This window comes from Kitasatospora herbaricolor (assembly GCF_030813695.1).
Lineage (GTDB): Bacteria > Actinomycetota > Actinomycetes > Streptomycetales > Streptomycetaceae > Kitasatospora > Kitasatospora herbaricolor.
This window is the reverse complement of record NZ_JAUSVA010000002.1, coordinates 4,317,795-4,334,063: the sequence shown is the minus strand read 5'-3', so window position 1 is coordinate 4,334,063 and position 16,269 is coordinate 4,317,795. Positions and strand designations below refer to the sequence as shown.

Sequence of the window (16,269 nt, the reverse complement as noted above, 5' to 3'; positions counted from 1 at the left end):
CATATATGGACACCATCACTCAGCTTGTAACGATCGCTGCCGTAGTGTTCGGCGGGCTTACGACTTGGGCAACGAATCAGCTCATGGAACGGAGCCGCCGCAAGGACCAGCGCCGGGTGCGATGGGATGAGAAGAAGCTCGATGCGTATGTCGAGTACGTCGGCAGCGTCCGGGCCTGCATCTATGCGGCTGTGCTGGCGTACGAGGTGACGCACGATCTTCGGTCCATGCCGCGGACCGAGCACGAGCTGTTGATGGATCTCACTGAGGCTGAGGGGCGCCGTGCCCTGGCTTTCGAACGGCTGATGATGCTCGCAGAGGACCGGGTAATCGACGCCGCGCACGAGGTGAACGCTACTGCCCTGGCGATCGACTGGCGTGCGCGCCGACTGGTCGTGGGCACCTTGGAGGAGTGGCGGGCCTTGCATGCCGGAATCTTCCGTGCGATCAACGCCTTCCACGAGCTGGCTCGTGCTGACCTCGGGGTGAGCGGCGGGTTCGTCGGCGACTCGCACACCTCGCGTGGCCTGATCCTCCCCGAGAGCCGCACTCCCGCGGTGGAGGAGTAGGCCCGACATAGCGCGGCCCAGGCGGCGAGGAACGGTCCTCGCCGCCTGGGCCGCGCCAGCTCTGTCAGGCTTCGTTGAGACGCCAGCTCTCCAAAGCCAACAGGGCTTCGGCCCGCGCTTCGATTACTCCCATACGGGCAGTGCGCTCGACCTCCGCGCTGTGGGCGGCCTGATGGGTGCTCTGTCCGGGCCACTTTCGGTACAGGAGACCGGTCTCCGCGGTGAACCAACCGCGGCTCACGGCGTTGAGGCTCATCAGCAGCCCGGTGTCCTCCGACGCCGGCAGCGCCATCCATCCGCCCAGGGCCAGGACGAGTTCCTGTCGGACGCACAGCGTCGCCGGGTGCACCTGTGCCCGGAAGTCGTGAGCCTTCCAGTGGCGGAGCACCTCGCCCCGTTCGATCGGGCCTTCCGGCGGGTCCTGGTCGAAGCCGACGGTCCGGCCGTCCGGCAAGAGGTCGAGCACACGCGATGTCGTCCAGGCGATACCGGGCCGGGAAAGCGCCGCGATGTCGCGTGCCAGTGCGCCCGGGGTCAGCATGTCGTCGGCGTCGAGAACTCTGACGTACTGGCCGGTGACGCGGGACATCCCCATCGTGCGGGCCATGCCGGCGCGCCCGTGACGGCCCTGTCCGAAGCTGATGCGCGCGTCGTCCGGCACGTGCGGAGCGACGTCGTCGGTCTCGCCATCCTCCTGGATGACCCACTGCCAGTCCCAACCTGCGGGTAGTTCCTGCTCAATGAGCGACTTGTAAGCGTCTGCCAGATACTCCGCCGCCGGGCCGTGCACCGCCGTGATGACGGAAATGACGTTGGTCATGCTCACCACCTGTTCAGAGGAGTCGTGTACACCAGCTCGGTGCGGTCACCCGGCAGGGTGACGTCAGATACCTCGACCACTCGCCCACCAGTGTCGATGCTGACCTTGCGGACGATCAGCACCGATACGCCGGCCCGGAGGCCCAGTTCCTCAGCCTCTTCAGCCGTCGGCGGGCGCGCTGTGAAGTGCTCTTCGATTCGGTCCAGCTCAATGCCGAGGGTGAAGAGTTGATTCTGAGTTCCGCCTGGCCAAGGCTCGGTGCTGGCGTCCAGGAGGTCCGGGTTCGCCTTAACGACGTCGTAGACCAAGTAGGAGTGCGACAGGTTGAACGGCGCATCCTCCTCCTGGTAGCGCGTGCGATAGATCCGCTCCAGTAGTGGCGTGCCCGCAGCGACACCGAAGATATCGGCCAGCACTTCACCAGCCTCCACCTTCCGGAAGTCCGCGCTGAACACCAGGTCCGAGACAGTCAGGCCGGTGTCGTGCTCGGTCGCACCGGTTGCCTTCCGGGTGCCTTCGGGGGCGCGGGCACGGTCCTTCTCCCACTGGTGACGCTGGTTCGTCCGCATGACTCGCTTTCGCGGCTTGCGGACGAAGTTGCCCCGACCGTGGACCTTGTCCACGACGCCTTCGGCCGCCAGGACACCAAGAGCCTGCCGGATGGTCGGGAGGCTGGTCTTGTAGTGCGCGGTTAGTTCGGGCGTCTCGGACGGCAGCTTGCCACCGGGCAGCCACTCGCCGGCGCGGATACGGACGCGAAGGTCGTCCGCAATCTTCTCGTACTTGGCCATTTCGGACCTCACTGCCCTTCAATGGGTGACCACGACAGCTTAAGTCCTCAAGAGGTGTTGACGCGAGGCTGACGGGGCCTCATAGTCTTCATCAGCTCCTCTTGAGGAGTTCAGGAGAACTCATCCTGAGGAACAGGCAAGCATGGCCCTTTATGCCTGTTCGAGCCATGCGCGACCTGAGGTGTCGGGGAAGGCGGCTTAGCCGCACGCCTACGGCTGATGTGATCGCCGGTCTTTGAGAACTCAAAAGAGTGCTGATCGAGAACGAGTGACTTTGGTCCCCGATCCGTGCCGCCTGTGGCGGGTCGGGGGTCATGGCTGCTCGTCACATGACCTGCAGTCCTGGCCCGACAGGACGGGGCCGTCGCGCTGTCCTTGGCCAGTCGCGCGACAGCCCCTCGGGCCCACACTCCATAGAGGAAGAGGTAGACCCGTGAGGTCGATTGTTGCAGGACGGTACGCCGCGAACTCGTTGGAGTTCGCGGAGCTGGCGTTGGGCGTGGACGTGGAGCTGTTCGCCGGGGTGCCCGGTGAGTCAGCGTCCGAGCGAGCGGCCCGGCTGGACGCAGCGGAGGGGATGCTGGCGGACCTGTACCGGGAGGACCCGGAGCTGGCCGCCTACGCCCACAGCCTGCTCAACACGGCGCCGGTTCCGCTGCGGCGGGTCCGGTCCGTGGCCGCCGCCGCTGTGGTGTCGGTGGGGGTGGCGGCCTGATGGGCCGCATCCGCGCCGCCCTGGACCGGGCGGCCATCTCGTACTGCACCGACAGCTACGGGGCGCCGGCGGCGGACCGCCGCACGGCGACCTACGGCGGCATGATCGCCAGCACCGTCGCCGAATCCGGGCACCCGACGGTCGCCGCCGTGATCTCCGGTATCGGCGCCGCCGCGATCGCGGCGGACACCATGTTCGGCCACCCCACCGCCCCGGAGGACGGCTACGCCGGATTCACCGCCGACGCCCCGAAGCGGGGGTGGCGCAGGTGAACCGGGCCGCGAAGTACCGGGTGCCCACCGCCCCGCTCACGGCGCTCATGGGCACCGCATCCGCGCTCACCGTCCGCTCGGCGCAGCGCGGGCGGTGGTCGCAATGAGGGCGGTGGTGAGCCCGCAGCAGATCCGCTCGGCAGAGCGTGCGCTGAGCGCGGGGACGTGGACGATCACGTGCGGCGCTGTCCTGTACAGCGTGCTCACGGTGACCCCGCTCATGAGCGGACACACCCCCAAGGGGTGGCAGTGGACGGCCCCGATCCTGCCGCTGGTCGTGGACGCGGCCGTGGTGATCGTGGTCCGCATGGACAGCACCCTGGCCCGGCTCGGCGGCGACGGCGGCCGCTGGCCGACGGTGCTGCGCTGGCTGACCGGAATCATGACGGTGCTGCTCAACGTCGGTCAGTCCGCGCTGGACCGCGATCGGGTCGGGGTGGCGGTTCACTCCGTTGCGCCGCTGCTGCTGATCGTCACGGCGGAGACCTCGCTCGCCTACCGGCGGGCGATCACCGCCGCAGTGGCCGCCCGTGAAGCCGCCGAGCGCGCCGAGCGCGCGGAGCGTGAACGACGGGCCGAGGAGGACCGGCGCCGGGCCCGCGAGGAGCGCATCGCGGACTTCGAAGCAGCCGAGCGACGCGAGCGTGAACGCCGCGACCACGACGCGACGCTGGCCCGTGAGCAGCGTGAGCACGAGGCCCGGATCCTGCGCGAGCAGCGCGAGGAGAGCGTCCGGCGTGAGGCCTTCGAGCGGGAGGAGAAGGAGCGGCGGGAGGGCGCTGTGCGGGCCGAGCGTGAGCGTCGTGAGCGTGAGGTGAGCGAGCGTGAGCGCCGTGAGCGCGAGGAGCGTCTGGCCCGTGAGCGGCATGAGCGTGAGGCCGCCGAGCGTGCCCGTCAGGAGTTGCTGTCCGGCGGTCCGGTCGCCGAGAAGCTGACCGAGCAGCGGGCCCGTGAGGTCGCCGGGGCCGCGTGCGCGGCCGGCCTGCCGCAGCGTCAGGCGGTGGAGCTGACCGGATGGTCGGCCGGGTGGATCGCCGCCCGCTACCAGGAACTGCGCGACCCCCAGGCACAGCCCGCCGCCGTCCTCGCCTCCACGTGATGGACAGCGCCAACCTCTCCACCCCGCGAACACAGAAGGACACCGCCTTGAGCGTCTCCGTGAACTTCCGCGCCAGCGCCCGGACCCAGCACGAGGTCTTCGGCTGCAGGCACCAGGACGACGCGCCGTTCCTGGTCCTGACCGACGGCGTCGACTCCCTCACCATCGGCTCCGCCTACAACGCGACCCGGGACGAGACCCTCGCGTTCGCCCGGGACCTGGTCGAGACCGCGACCGCCTGCCTGGCCGCCGCCGAGACCTACGCCGGCACCACCCGCACCCTGCTGGACACCGTCGCCGACCCGTCCTGACCGCACCCCCTGCGCGACCCCGGGACGGCCGTTCCTGCCGGCAAGCTGACCGGCCGCCCCGGGCCTTCACCCGCACATCTCTGTGAGGAGAAAGCTCAGTGAACCACGACGACCACGACCAGAACGCTGACCTGTTCGCCCGCCTGGAAGCGGACATGGCCACCGACTACCCGACCGTCCCCGGCCCGGCCGCCGGCGGGTCCGTCCTGGATCTCGACAAGGCCCGCCAGCGCCGCACCGCCCCCGAGCAGGACGGCGACGCGGACGACAGCGACGACGGGCCGTCCGTCTACGTCGACACCCCCGCCTCCAAGGGCGACACCGTCGGCGACCGGTGGGCGACCGCCCGCGCGGCGAAGCGCCGCCCGATCATCCCCGCCTGGGCCCGCTCCAGGGCCGAACTGATCACCGCCTCCCGCTGGCTGGGTGAGCACGTCGCCCACACGCTCGGCTACCACGCGGTGCGCTCCCCGCTGTACGGGGCGAAGCTGCTCGGGCGGGCACCTCGCGGGACCGCCCGCCTGGTCGGCGGCACCTACCGATGGGTGTCCGACGCGGAGTCCCGCCCGGTGCGGGCGGCCGCCGTCCGCCGCGAGGACGTCGAGCAGTACCTGATCCTGTCCCGCCGCCGGGACGCGAGGGTGCGCGGGCGGTCCGCGATCCTGCTGCTCGCCTCCCTGCTCGGCGTCGCGTTCACCGCGGTCCTGCTGGTCGCCACCCCCGGCTGGACCGCCCTCGCGGTAGCCGCGGCTTTGGCGCTGGCGCTGGGGGCGGCCGGCGGGCAGGCCGACGCCCCGCTCATCGACCGGGCGGTCGTCGCCACCAAGGTGCAGCGGCTCACCTCCGACATCGTGGTCCGGGCGCTCGGGGCGATGGGCAACGCCGAGATCAACAAGGCGATGGGCAAGGGCGGCACCGGGATCACGTTCCCGGCGCCGATCACCCGCGACGGCCCCGGCTGGCGCGCCGACATCGACCTGCCCTACGGCGTCACCGCGATCGACATCATCGAACGCCGCGACCGCCTCGCCTCCGGCCTGCGGCGCCCGATGGGCTGCGTGTGGCCGGAGCCGGTGCACGACCAGCACGCCGGGCGGCTGATGCTGTGGGTCGGCGATCAGGACATGTCGCAGGTCAAGGCCCCCGCGTGGCCGCTCGCCAAGGCTGGCGCCGCCTCGCTGTTCCGGCCGCTGCCGTTCGGCACCGACCAGCGCGGCCGGCCCGTCGACATGACGCTGATGTTCGCGAACGTGCTGATCGGCGCCATGCCGAGGTTCGGGAAGACCTTCGCGCTGCGGGTCCTGATGCTCGCTGCGGCGCTGGACCCCACGGCGGAGCTGCACGTGTGGGAGCTGAAGGGCACCGGGGATCTGGAGGACGCGGCGAAGGTCGCCGCCGACTACGGGTCCGGCGCCGACGACGACACCATCGAAGGCACCGTCGGATCCCTGCGGTACGTGCACAAGGAACTGGAGCGCCGCGCCGCCGTCCTGCGCTCCCTGCCCAAGGAGCGGCGCCCGGAGAACAAGGTCACCCCGGAACTCGCCGCCGACCGGGCACTGGGGCTGCACCCGCTGGTCCTGATCATCGACGAGTGCCAGGAGCTGTTCTCCCACGACAAGTTCGGCAAGGAGGCCGGGGAGCTGTCCGAGGCCATCATCAAGCGCGGGCCCGCGATGGGCGTGATCCTGATGCTCGCCACCCAGCGCCCCGACGTCCGCTCCCTGCCCTCCGGCGTGTCCGCGAACGTCGGTATCCGGTTCTGCCTGCGGGTCATGGGCCAGACCGAGAACGACATGGTGCTGGGAACCTCGTCCTACAAGAACGGGCTGCGGGCGACGACGTTCACCGCGAACGACAAGGGCATCGGCTACCTGGTCGGCGCCGCCACCGACGCGCAGATCGTGCGTTCCTACTACATCGACGGCCCGGCGGCCGGGCGCATCATGGACCGCGCCCGCGCCGCCCGCATCACCGCCGGCACCCTGACCGGCGTAGCCGCCGGTCAGGCCCCGGAGCGCGAGAGCAGCAAGTCCAGCCTGCTGGACGACCTGCTCTCCATCTGGCCGGCCGCCGAGCCGAAGGTGTGGTCGGAGACGCTGGTCTCCGCCCTCGCCGCGCTGGACGAGGGCCGCTATGGCGGGTGGGAGCCCGAGCAGCTGGCCCTGGTCCTCAAGCCGTTCGGCATCGACACCGTCCAGATGTCGCGGCGCATCGACGGCCGGCAGGTCAACCGGCGCGGCGTCGAGCGCGACCGGATCACCGCCGCCATCGCGGAGCGTGACGGAAAGCGGTCCGCCTGACCCACCCCCGGGGGTGCTACCGGTAGCAGGGCAACCCGCTACCGGTAGCACCCCCGGTAGCGCCCCAAACCAGCTCTGATCAGCCTGCTAGCGGATAGCGGCTGGCCTCGCGAAACACCCAGAACCGCGTCAGGAGCCCCCTTCGTGACCCCCATAGCCCTGGCTATCGCTTGCCTACTCGCCGTCACTCTTGGTTACGCCATGGTGTGTGCGGTCAGCCCCTTCGGGCGCTGCCGCAAGTGCGACGGCACCGGCCGCACCGCCCCCGCCCGGGGCCTGCGACGGCGCCCCAAGCCCTGCAAGCGCTGCCGCGCCACCGGCCTGCGCCTGCGCGTCGGGCGCCGCATCCACAACCACAGCGCCGCCGCCCGTAGCACCGCGCAGCGTCTGCGCGACGACGCCCGCCAGTAGCTCGACCCCGGACCAAACTGATTCGGAAGGACACCGCCCCGTGCTTGTCACCGTCTCCACCGCGTTCCTGCTCGCCGCCGTCACCGGCGCTCTCGTGTGGTTCAAGCGCGTCACCGTCGGCTCCGCCCTGCTGGTGTGGCTGTCCGGGTTCACCGCCGCCTCCACCGGCCTCGCCGGGCCGGTCAACGACCTGCTCGCCGCCGCGGTCCACGCGATCGGCCAGTGACGCCCGTGACCGCCACCGCCCCGGTGATCCGGCCGCTCGCCGCCGTCCACCTGCGCGAGGCCCTCACCGCCGCCGCCGACGGCCACGCGCCCGCCGCCCTCGCCGCCCTCATGCACATCGACCCGGAGTCCTGGCAGGCCATCGAGACCCGCCTCGCCGACCTCGGCACCACCGTTCTCGACGCCCTCGCCCTCGCGGCCCGAACCGGAGGAACCCCGTGAGCACCACGACCGATCTCGTCGCCGCCGCCGTCCTGTTCGGCCCCTTCGTCGCTGGCAGCGCCGCCTGCGCCTGGTCCCTGCGCGGGCACGCCTCCGACTCCGCCGCCGTCCGCCAGGTCCTCGCCGACCACGCCGCCGAACGCGCCGCCAGCGGTGAGGACGGCGGCGGCACCGACCCGGACCGCGAGCCCGCCCCCGACACCGTCCCGGCGCCGGTCGCGCGCCTCGCCACCGTCCTGCCCTTCCCCACCACCACAGCGCACGCTCGCCGCGCCGCCTAGGCACCCCGGCCGTGGGCCTGGACTGGCGCGACGCCCGCCACTTCGACCGCACCCGCGATCTGCCCTGCCACTGGTGCCGCCGCCCCACACCGCTCCGAGACGACCAGCGCAGGCCCTCGCACAAGGTCTGCGCCGAGAACGCCATGAACGACGGCGGCGGCCCCCTCCCGCCAGGAACCGGGGCCGCCGCCTATCCAGCAACCTTCACAGAGAACTGGAGACACCCAGCATGACCCAACCGACCCACATCCGGGCAGAGCACCTGCCCACTGCACTCGCCCTGGCGGCATCCGGGGTGCCCGTGCTGCCGGTGCGTGCCGGGAAGAAGACGTTCGGCAACTGCCGGCAGTGCGCTGACAACGCGTGCGGCGGCCGGCCGAACATGAAGACCCCGGGGCCCTGCCTCTGCCCGGCGCCTTGCCACGGCTGGGCCGCCGCCACCACCGACCACGCCGTCCTGACCAGCCCGGCGTGGGCACGGGCGTGGCGGCAGGCGGCAGCGGTCGCCTACCACCCCGGCGGTACCGGCCTGACCGTCGTGGACCTCGACAACGCGGACGCCATCGCCTGGGCGGGTGAGAACCTGCCCTCCACCCGGACCGTGGCGACCACCCGGGGCGAGCACTGGCTGTACAAGGGCACCATGCCCTCCGCCAACGCGGTGCGGCCCGACGTGGACATCAAGTCACTGATGTCCTACGCCCGGTGGCTGGGCCCCGGCACGGGAGCCATGACCGTCCTGCCGGACGCCGTCCGCCTGCTGGTGGTGAGGGAGCCCGCGCCGGTCCGGCCGGCCGCCGTCACCGTGCCCACACCGGCCGGGGGCGGGAGGTGTCCGCACCGCACACCGGCCTATCTGGCGCGGGGCATTGCCATGGCCGAGCAGCGCATCACCCAGGCCACCGGCGCGGTGCACGCCACCGTGTTCGGGGCGTTCCTCGCGGTGCTGTCCACGCACGGACGGTGCGGGTGCCTGACCGAGGCGCACACGGAGCGGCTGTTCGCCGCCGCGCGGGCCAAGGGTGAATCGCCCCGGCACTGCGCCGACGCGTGGACCAACGCCCTGACCCGGTTGGGGATGTAGCCGTGTCCGAGGACGAGAAGAACCCCGCGCGTGAGGTCATCGCCGACTACGCCGGGGCGCACTTCCGGTACTTCCGCACCGCCGACGGCACCGTCTACGCGCAGCGCAACGGCCACCCGGTGGCCCGCCCGATCCGTTCCCAGGGCACCACGGGAAGCCACCGTCAGGAACTCATGGTCGGCCTGTACCGGGACGGCATCGGCGTCTTCAACGGAACCGCGATGAAGGAGGCGTTGGACTTGATCGAAGCGCTCGCCCTGACTGAGGACGTGCAGCCCGTCCACATCCGCGTCGCCCCCGGGTTCGATGGGGCGACGTGGCTGGACCTGGGCCGCGATGACGGGCAGTCGGTGCGCATCCACCCCACCGGGTGGGACATCGCCACCCCGGACCCCCGGGAGGTGTGCTGGCGGCGCACCCAGCTCACCGGTGAACTGCCGATGCCGGTCAAGGAGACCGACGGCAAGGGCATCGACCTGCTGTTCGGGTTGACCAACTTCGCCAACGCGCAGGCCGAGTGCCTGGCGATCGCGTGGCTGATCGGCTGCCTGGGCCCGTCCGTGCCCGTCCCGGCAACGTTCCTCACCGGTCCGCAGGGCGCCGGCAAGTCCACCGCCGGCCGGATGCTCACCAGGATCATCGAAGGCACGAGCGGCGACCTGCGCCGGGCGCCCAAGGACGAGGAGAACCTGATCGCGGCGGTCGCGGCCGGATGGGTCACCGCCCTGGACAACCTGAGCTACATGACCCCCGACCTCTCCGACGCCATGTGCTGCATCGTCACCGGGGCCGAGAGCGTCAAGCGCGCCCTGTTCACCGACGGGGACGTCTTCCGCGTCAGCTACCGCAGGCCCCTGCTCCTGACCGGCATCGACGTGGGCGTCATCCGCCCCGACCTCGCGGAGCGACTGCTGCCGCTGCGGCTGGAACGGCCCCGCGCCCGGCGCACCGAAGCCGAGCTGTGGGCGGACTACGAACAGGCCCTGCCCGTCGTACTCGGGTCCCTGCTCGACCTCACGGTCCAGGTCCGCGCCGCCGACGCGGAAACGCCCACCGACCTGCGGATGGCCGACTTCGCGCACCTGTGCGCGCAACTGGACGCGGCGACCGGTCTCGGGGCGCTGGCCGCGTACCGGGCCGGCCTGGACGACCTGAACGACGACGTGATCGAGGGTGACCTCCTCGCACAGACCGTCCTGCGGCACGCCGAGACCATCACCCCGGGGGAAGCGCAGCGGATGACCTCCACCGAGTGGCTGCTGTGCCTCAGCCTCCTGCACATCGGCGAGGAACAGCGCCCGGTGCCCAAGGGGTGGCCGACCACCGGGAAGGTCCTCTCCGACCGGCTCAAGCGACTCCAACCGACCCTTGCGGCGCGCGGTGTCCTCATCGACACCGGCCGAACCAAAGAGGGCCGCTACCTCGAAATGACCCGCCGGGTCCCGGCGCCGCCGCACGAACAGCTGGCACTCTGACCCGTGCCGCGTTCACCCGAACAGCAAGAGGAGCACCGGCCTCCCGCGCGGGGTGCTCCTCTTGCTGTTCGGCGAAGCCGCCCGAGGGTCGTGCCGCGCAGCGGCCCTGCTTCTCGCTCTGAGAGGCACCGAACTGCAACAGACAGCCCCTCTTTTGTCTTAAGAGGAAGATCCTGCGTCACCTGCGTCACCCGGGACGAAAAACGACCCCTGACCTGTGGCTATAGCGGTGACGCAGACGCCGCCCTCTGCGTCATCCTGCGTCACCTGCGTCACCTATGCGTCACCCGGTGACGCAGCCGATGACGCACGGGTGACGCACGCCCGGACCGCTGCGTCACCCAAAGCCACAGGTCAGAGGCCCGAATGACGCTGATGACGCGGTGACGCAGAAATCCGCACCTCGGACACACGCGCACCACGACGAGACGCCTCCGACCGCCCGCACCGCCAGGAGGACCGACCATGACCACCGCCCTGCCCGAGAACCCCGTCGCGTTCGACCCCACCCTCGTGGCCCTGACCGTCGAAGAGGCCGCTCGCCGTCTCGGCATCGGCCGCACCACCATGTACGCCCTCATCCGCGACGGCGAGATCGAGAGCGTCCCCATCGGCCGGCTCCGCCGGGTCCCGGCCGAGGCCCTCACCACCTACGTCCGCAGCCGCATGCGGAAGAACAGCGCCGCCCCGATCGCGGCCTGACCAGAGAGAAGCCGTGGCAGACAACGACAAGCGCACCCGCCGCCCGAACGGAACGTCGTCCATCTATCTCGGTGGCGACGGTAAGTGGCACGGCCGAATCACCGTCGGCGTGAAGGACGACGGCAAGCCGGATCGCCGACACGTTGAGCGCAAGACACAGGCCGAAGTCATCAAGGCCGTCCGCGAGTTGGAGAAGCTCCGCGACGCCGGGACGGTCCGCAAGCCGGGCAAGGCCTGGACGGTCGAGAAGTGGCTGATGCACTGGGTGGAGAACATCGCGCCGCTGAGCGTCAGTGAGAACACCATCGCCGGATACGAGGTCGCCGTCCGGGTCCACCTGGTCCCGGGCCTGGGCGCCCACCGGTTGGAGCGGCTCGAAGCCGAGCACCTGGAGCGCTTCTACAAGAAGATGCAGGCCGCCGGCAGCAAGGCAGGCACCGCCCACCAGGTCCACCGGACCATCCGGGTAGCACTCGGCGAAGCCGTCCGCCGGCGGCACCTGACCATCAACGTGGCGAAGGAGGCGAAGGCGCCGCGGCTCGAAGAGGAGGAGATCCAGCCCTACTCGGTCGAGGAAGTGCAGAAGATCCTGCTGGAGGCCGGCCGCCGGCGGCACCCGGTGCGGTGGGTGGTCGCGCTGGCATTGGGCCTGCGGCAGGGCGAGGCCCTCGGACTGAAGTGGTCCGACCTCGATCTGGAAACCGGAATCGTCCGGCTCCGCCGCGGTCGCCTCCGGCCGAAGTACGAGCACGGGTGCGCCGAGGACTGCGGTCGGAAGGCGGGCTTCTGCAAGCAGCGGAAGCAGATCCGCCGGGAGACAAAGGAGACGAAGTCCCGGGCCGGCCGCCGTCCGATCCCGCTCCCGGATGAGCTGATCTCGTTGTTCCGGAAGCAGCGGGAGGCGCAGGACCGGGAGCGGCAGGCGGCGCGGCAGCTCTGGGTGGACAAGGGCTACGTCTTCACGTCGCCCACGGGGGAGCCACTCAACCCGAACACCGACTACCACGAGTGGAAGGACATGCTTCAGGCCGCCGGGGTCAGGGACGCCCGGCTGCATGACGCGCGCCACACCGCCGGGACGGTGCTGCTGATCCTGGGAGTGCCCGAGCGGATCGTGATGGCCATCATGGGGTGGTCGTCCACGTCGATGGCCAAGCGCTACCAGCACGTGACGGACCCGATCCTCCGGGACACCGCGCGGAAGATTCAGGGATTGCTCTGGGGGCCGCCGGCCGATGGCGCGGGGGAGAACGCCGAGTAGGGCCCACAGGGGCCGAGTGAGACGGAAACTGAGACGGTGAACGACGAAGGCCCCGACCGCAGTGCGGTCGGGGCCTTACGTTTGCCCTGGCGGGCGGGTGCGGAGGATACGAGATTCGAACTCGTGAGGGGTTGCCCCCAACACGCTTTCCAAGCGTGCGCCCTAGGCCACTAGGCGAATCCTCCGTGGGAGAGCTTAGTACATGTTTGGGGGTGCTCGCGACCAGCTATCCGCAGGTGGTCGCGGGCGGGGACCTGCGGATCGGAAGGAGGGGTGGGCGGTAGGAGGTGGGCCCGGGATCCGCTACTCTGGGGGCAGCCCCTCGTGTGGCGTTATCTCTCTGAACCCCCCCAGGGCCGGAAGGCAGCAAGGGTAGGAGGGCTCTGGCGGGTGCACGGGGGGTCTTTGCGTTCCCGGGGCGGGGTCGACCGGGGCCGGGGGCCGAGGGGCGCCGCGTTTGTCCGTGCGTCCCGATATCGTCGGTGGTGTGTCCCTAGCCCTGTACCGCCGCTATCGCCCCGAGACTTTCGCCGAGGTCATCGGGCAGGAGCACGTGACCGCTCCGCTCCAGCAGGCCCTGCGCAACAACAGGGTCAACCACGCCTACCTCTTCAGCGGCCCCCGCGGCTGCGGCAAGACGACGAGCGCGCGCATCCTGGCCCGCTGCCTGAACTGCGCGGAGGGGCCGACACCGACGCCGTGCGGGGTCTGCCAGTCCTGTACGGACCTGGCGACCGGCGGCCCCGGGTCGATCGACGTGATCGAGATCGACGCTGCCTCGCACGGTGGTGTGGACGACGCGCGCGACCTGCGGGAGCGGGCCTTCTTCGCGCCGGTGCACAGCCGGTACAAGATCTTCATCCTGGACGAGGCGCACATGGTGACCTCGGCCGGCTTCAACGCGCTGCTGAAGGTGGTGGAGGAGCCGCCGGAGCACCTGAAGTTCATCTTCGCGACCACGGAGCCGGAGAAGGTGATCGGGACGATCCGCTCCCGTACCCACCACTACCCGTTCCGGCTGGTGCCGCCCGGCACGCTGCGGGACTACCTGGCGCAGGTGTGCGGGCGCGAGGGCATCCAGGTCGAGGACTCGGTCTTCCCGCTGGTCGTGCGCTCCGGCGCCGGTTCCGTCCGTGACTCGATGTCGGTGATGGACCAGCTGCTGGCGGGCGCGGACGAGGCCGGCGTCACGTACACGATGGCCACGGCGCTGCTCGGGTACACGGACTCGGCGCTGCTCGACGAGGTGGTGGACGCCTTCGCCGCCCAGGACGGCGCGACGGTGTTCCAGGTCATCGACCGGGTGGTCGAGGGCGGGCACGACCCGCGGCGGTTCGTCACGGACCTGCTGGAGCGGCTGCGCGACCTGGTGATCCTCGCCACCGTCCCGGACGCGGGGGAGAAGGGCCTGATCGACGCTCCGGCGGACCGGGTCGCGGTCATGCAGGCGCAGGCGGACTCCTTCGGTGCGGCCGAGCTGAGCCGCGCGGCCGACATCGTCAACACCGGCCTGACCGAGATGCGCGGCAACGCGGCGCCCCGGCTGCAGCTGGAGCTGATCTGCGCCCGGGTGATGCTGCCCGGCGCCTACAGCGACGAGCTGTCGCTGCAGGCCCGCCTCGACAAGCTGGAGCGGCGGGCGGCCGCCGGCGGCTTCGCGGCCCAGGCACCGGCAGGGGCCGGATTCGGCGCAGGCGCGGGGGCAGCGGTCGCGGCGATGCCGACGACGGCCGCTCCGGCCGCCGCCGTGCCGCAGGCTCCCGCACCCACGTACCAGGCTCCCGCGCCGGCGCCGGCGGCCTACCCGCCGGTCTCGGCCGCGCCGGCCGCCCCGGCGGCTCCGGCGCCCGCGGCGGCGGGGGCACCCGCTCCCGGTGCCTGGCCGATCCCGCGCAGTTTCCCGCCGGCCGGCGGGGCCGCCGCTCCGGCGGCCGCGCAGCCGGTGGCGCCGGCTCCGGTCGCTCCCGCTCCCGTGGCCGCGCCGGCCCCGGTGGCGGCGCCGCCCGGTGGCGGCCAGCCGTCGCCCGCCGCGGCGCAGGGCGCGGCGCAGATCCGGCAGATGTGGCCGCAGATCCTGGAGGCGGTGAAGAACCGCCGCCGGTTCACCTGGATCCTGCTCAGCCAGAACGGGCAGGTCGCGGGCTTCGACGGCAGCGTGCTGCAGGTCTCCTTCATCAACGCCGGCGCCCGGGACAGCTTCGTCAGCAGCAACAGCGACGACGTGCTCAAGCAGGCCCTGGCCGACGCGCTGGGCGTGGACTGGCGGATCGAGTGCATCGTCGATCCGTCGGGCGGCAGCGCGCCGCCGCCCGCCTCCGGTGGTGGCGGTGGTGGTGGCTGGGGCGGTGGCGCCCACGCGGCCTCGGCCGCGCCCGGTCCGCTGCCGCAGGCACCCGCCGCGTTCACGCCGATGGCGACGCCCGCCGCCGCGCCGGCGCCGGCCCGGCCGGTCCAGGCGGCGCAGTCCGCCCAGCCGGCTCCTTCGGCGCAGGGCGGGCCGGGCCAGGGGCCCGGGCAGGGGCGGCCTTCGGACGGTCCGCCGCAGCCACCGGCGCCGCAGGCCGGTCCGGGAGCGGGGCCGGAGGACGACATGTCCGAGAACGACGGCCCCGCCCCGCAGGCGGAGGCTTTCTCGGGCCAGGAGCTGATCATGCGCGAGCTGGGCGCGACCATCCTGGAGGAGATCCACCACACGGGAGGGTGAGAGGCGCGGGTGCCGTCCGGCCCGCACCTGCCCCCCGGCGCCGTCCGGCGCCCGGGGCCGGACCGGCTCCGCACCCGGCCCGGCCCGGCACGCCCCCGCGCGGACCCGGCCCGCACCCGGCACGGGCCGGGGGCGGGCCGCGGCGGTTCCGCGCCGGATGGCCCCGCGCCGTTCATCCGCAGCACGTAGGCTCGCCGGTGACGTACACCGCGGTACGGGGTTCCGGGTCCGGAGCCGCCGGGCGGGCGGTGTGTTCCCAGGGCGTACCCGACGTCCGCATTCAGGCAGGAGTGAGCCGTGTTTCCCGGTGGTGGCCAGCCCAATATGCAGCAGCTGCTGAAGCAGGCGCAGAAGATGCAGGAGGAGCTCGCCCGGGCCCAGCAGGAGCTGGCCGAGGCGAAGGTGAGCGGTTCGGCGGGCGGTGGCCTGGTCGAGGCGACGGTGACCGGGGCCGGTGAGCTGGTGGCACTGACCATCGCGCCCGCCGCCGTGGACCCGGAGGACACCGAGACCCTGGCCGACCTGATCCTGGCGGCCGTCCGCGACGCCAACCAGGCGGCGCAGAAGATCCAGGCCGAGCGGATGGGTCCGCTGACCCAGGGCCTGGGCGGCGGCGGGATCCCCGGCCTGCCGTTCTGACCACCCGGACCACCCGGATCCGACCACCGGTGCGGGCCGGCTGCCCCGGGCCCGCACCAGGGGCCGGGGCTCGGGCCGGCGACCGGGGCTCGCCCGGCACCCCGCCCGCGTCAGGCACGACCCGTCCACGTCCGGTCAGGACCGGTCGGTTCCGGCCGGCCGGGGGCTTCCGTTCGAACAGCGGGTGACCGTGGCGACGGCATTGTGTGATTTGTGAGGGAGTCGGGCGTCGGACGGTGTGTCCGGCGCCCGATTCGTTGGATGATGGCACCGGACCGTCGGCACCCGCCGCGGGACGGACCGACCGGCCCCAGGGCGCGGCCGGTGCCGCCCCCGTCGGCTCGGGGAGGACCGGCGGGACGGCGGAGCACCGGGCGACCGGTAC

The 16,269-nt window shown here is 71.8% G+C and carries 19 protein-coding genes, 1 tRNA gene and 1 other RNA gene; 17 read left to right on the top strand and 4 right to left on the bottom strand.

Going from position 1 to position 16,269, the window contains the following annotated elements; all coding sequences use genetic code 11:
• The first annotated feature begins 5 nt into the window (after window positions 1–5).
• Complete coding sequence (locus tag J2S46_RS19350; protein WP_191288986.1) at window positions 6–569, top strand: hypothetical protein; 564 nt, start codon at window positions 6–8, stop codon at window positions 567–569.
• A 64-nt stretch (window positions 570–633) separates the two neighbouring features.
• On the opposite strand, the gene J2S46_RS19345 is transcribed toward J2S46_RS19350, so the two are convergent.
• Both J2S46_RS19345 and J2S46_RS19340 read right to left on the bottom strand, forming a co-directional pair.
• Window positions 634–1,389, bottom strand: a complete 756-nt coding sequence (locus J2S46_RS19345) for a glycosyltransferase family 2 protein (protein ID WP_191288985.1) — start codon at window positions 1,387–1,389, stop codon at window positions 634–636.
• A gap of 2 nt (window positions 1,390–1,391) precedes the next feature.
• Window positions 1,392–2,180 (bottom strand): GntR family transcriptional regulator, encoded by a 789-nt coding sequence (locus tag J2S46_RS19340; RefSeq protein WP_191288984.1) that lies wholly within the window; start codon window positions 2,178–2,180, stop codon window positions 1,392–1,394.
• Between the two features lie 433 nt (window positions 2,181–2,613).
• On the opposite strand from J2S46_RS19340, the gene J2S46_RS19335 reads away from it, so the two are divergent.
• On the top strand, window positions 2,614–2,895 hold the full coding sequence (locus J2S46_RS19335) for a hypothetical protein (RefSeq protein ID WP_191288983.1): 282 nt from the start codon (window positions 2,614–2,616) through the stop codon (window positions 2,893–2,895).
• Window positions 2,895–3,167, top strand: a complete 273-nt coding sequence (locus J2S46_RS19330; RefSeq protein WP_191288982.1) for a hypothetical protein — start codon at window positions 2,895–2,897, stop codon at window positions 3,165–3,167. The genes J2S46_RS19335 and J2S46_RS19330 overlap by 1 nt, the downstream gene beginning before the upstream one ends.
• A 66-nt stretch (window positions 3,168–3,233) precedes the next feature.
• Here the strand turns inward: J2S46_RS19330 and J2S46_RS19325 are convergent, their stop codons facing one another.
• Window positions 3,234–3,374, bottom strand: coding sequence for a hypothetical protein (locus J2S46_RS19325; RefSeq protein WP_229912381.1), 141 nt, complete (start codon window positions 3,372–3,374; stop codon window positions 3,234–3,236).
• A gap of 13 nt (window positions 3,375–3,387) precedes the next feature.
• On the opposite strand from J2S46_RS19325, the gene J2S46_RS19320 reads away from it, so the two are divergent.
• The 11 genes from J2S46_RS19320 to J2S46_RS19270 all read left to right on the top strand — a co-directional run bounded on the left by J2S46_RS19320 (window position 3,388) and on the right by J2S46_RS19270 (window position 12,541).
• Window positions 3,388–4,266: a DUF2637 domain-containing protein gene (locus J2S46_RS19320; protein ID WP_229912379.1), complete on the top strand. Its 879-nt coding sequence runs from the start codon at window positions 3,388–3,390 to the stop codon at window positions 4,264–4,266.
• Window positions 4,266–4,577 carry a hypothetical protein gene (locus J2S46_RS19315; protein WP_191288980.1) on the top strand — a complete coding sequence of 104 codons (312 nt, stop codon included), beginning with the start codon at window positions 4,266–4,268 and terminating at the stop codon, window positions 4,575–4,577. Before J2S46_RS19320 ends, J2S46_RS19315 begins: the two co-directional genes overlap by 1 nt.
• Window positions 4,578–4,675: 98 nt before the next feature.
• The gene (locus J2S46_RS19310; protein ID WP_191288979.1) at window positions 4,676–6,880 is read left to right on the top strand and encodes an FtsK/SpoIIIE domain-containing protein; all 2,205 of its coding nucleotides are present in this window, start codon (window positions 4,676–4,678) and stop codon (window positions 6,878–6,880) included.
• 144 nt (window positions 6,881–7,024) lie between these two features.
• Window positions 7,025–7,291 (top strand): hypothetical protein, encoded by a 267-nt coding sequence (locus J2S46_RS19305; RefSeq protein ID WP_191288978.1) that lies wholly within the window; start codon window positions 7,025–7,027, stop codon window positions 7,289–7,291.
• 40 nt (window positions 7,292–7,331) lie between these two features.
• A complete protein-coding gene (locus tag J2S46_RS19300; protein WP_191288977.1) occupies window positions 7,332–7,517 on the top strand; it encodes a hypothetical protein in 186 nt (61 codons plus the stop codon).
• 5 nt (window positions 7,518–7,522) lie between these two features.
• Window positions 7,523–7,738, top strand: a complete 216-nt coding sequence (locus J2S46_RS19295; RefSeq protein WP_191288976.1) for a hypothetical protein — start codon at window positions 7,523–7,525, stop codon at window positions 7,736–7,738.
• Window positions 7,735–8,019 carry a hypothetical protein gene (locus tag J2S46_RS19290; RefSeq protein WP_191288975.1) on the top strand — a complete coding sequence of 95 codons (285 nt, stop codon included), beginning with the start codon at window positions 7,735–7,737 and terminating at the stop codon, window positions 8,017–8,019. Before J2S46_RS19295 ends, J2S46_RS19290 begins: the two co-directional genes overlap by 4 nt.
• 229 nt (window positions 8,020–8,248) lie before the next feature.
• Complete coding sequence (locus J2S46_RS19285; protein WP_191288974.1) at window positions 8,249–9,103, top strand: bifunctional DNA primase/polymerase; 855 nt, start codon at window positions 8,249–8,251, stop codon at window positions 9,101–9,103.
• A gap of 2 nt (window positions 9,104–9,105) precedes the next feature.
• Complete coding sequence (locus J2S46_RS19280; RefSeq protein ID WP_191288973.1) at window positions 9,106–10,578, top strand: AICE element replication initiation protein; 1,473 nt, start codon at window positions 9,106–9,108, stop codon at window positions 10,576–10,578.
• Window positions 10,579–11,043: 465 nt separating this feature from the next.
• Complete coding sequence (locus J2S46_RS19275) at window positions 11,044–11,280, top strand: helix-turn-helix domain-containing protein (protein WP_191288972.1); 237 nt, start codon at window positions 11,044–11,046, stop codon at window positions 11,278–11,280.
• 13 nt (window positions 11,281–11,293) lie between these two features.
• Window positions 11,294–12,541 carry a tyrosine-type recombinase/integrase gene (locus tag J2S46_RS19270; RefSeq protein ID WP_191288971.1) on the top strand — a complete coding sequence of 416 codons (1,248 nt, stop codon included), beginning with the start codon at window positions 11,294–11,296 and terminating at the stop codon, window positions 12,539–12,541.
• Between the two features lie 100 nt (window positions 12,542–12,641).
• On the opposite strand, the gene J2S46_RS19265 is transcribed toward J2S46_RS19270, so the two are convergent.
• A tRNA-Ser gene (locus tag J2S46_RS19265) sits at window positions 12,642–12,726 on the bottom strand.
• 128 nt (window positions 12,727–12,854) lie between these two features.
• Between J2S46_RS19265 and ffs the strand changes: the two genes are divergently transcribed.
• From ffs to J2S46_RS19250, 3 genes are all read left to right on the top strand, one after another.
• Window positions 12,855–12,951, top strand: an RNA gene (ffs, locus tag J2S46_RS19260) — signal recognition particle sRNA small type.
• Window positions 12,952–13,028: 77 nt separating this feature from the next.
• Window positions 13,029–15,245, top strand: a complete 2,217-nt coding sequence (locus tag J2S46_RS19255) for a DNA polymerase III subunit gamma and tau (RefSeq protein ID WP_191288970.1) — start codon at window positions 13,029–13,031, stop codon at window positions 15,243–15,245.
• A 297-nt stretch (window positions 15,246–15,542) separates the two neighbouring features.
• On the top strand, window positions 15,543–15,884 hold the full coding sequence (locus J2S46_RS19250) for a YbaB/EbfC family nucleoid-associated protein (protein ID WP_191288969.1): 342 nt from the start codon (window positions 15,543–15,545) through the stop codon (window positions 15,882–15,884).
• Window positions 15,885–16,269: the final 385 nt, after the last annotated feature.

Coding starts and splice junctions, on each gene's coding strand:
- J2S46_RS19350 (WP_191288986.1), top strand. CDS start 6: ATGGACACCATCACTCAGCTTGTAACGATCGCTGCCGTAGTGTTCGGC.
- J2S46_RS19345 (WP_191288985.1), bottom strand. CDS start 1,389: ATGACCAACGTCATTTCCGTCATCACGGCGGTGCACGGCCCGGCGGCG.
- J2S46_RS19340 (WP_191288984.1), bottom strand. CDS start 2,180: ATGGCCAAGTACGAGAAGATTGCGGACGACCTTCGCGTCCGTATCCGC.
- J2S46_RS19330 (WP_191288982.1), top strand. CDS start 2,895: ATGGGCCGCATCCGCGCCGCCCTGGACCGGGCGGCCATCTCGTACTGC.
- J2S46_RS19320 (WP_229912379.1), top strand. CDS start 3,388: ATGAGCGGACACACCCCCAAGGGGTGGCAGTGGACGGCCCCGATCCTG.
- J2S46_RS19315 (WP_191288980.1), top strand. CDS start 4,266: ATGGACAGCGCCAACCTCTCCACCCCGCGAACACAGAAGGACACCGCC.
- J2S46_RS19285 (WP_191288974.1), top strand. CDS start 8,249: ATGACCCAACCGACCCACATCCGGGCAGAGCACCTGCCCACTGCACTC.
- J2S46_RS19275 (WP_191288972.1), top strand. CDS start 11,044: ATGACCACCGCCCTGCCCGAGAACCCCGTCGCGTTCGACCCCACCCTC.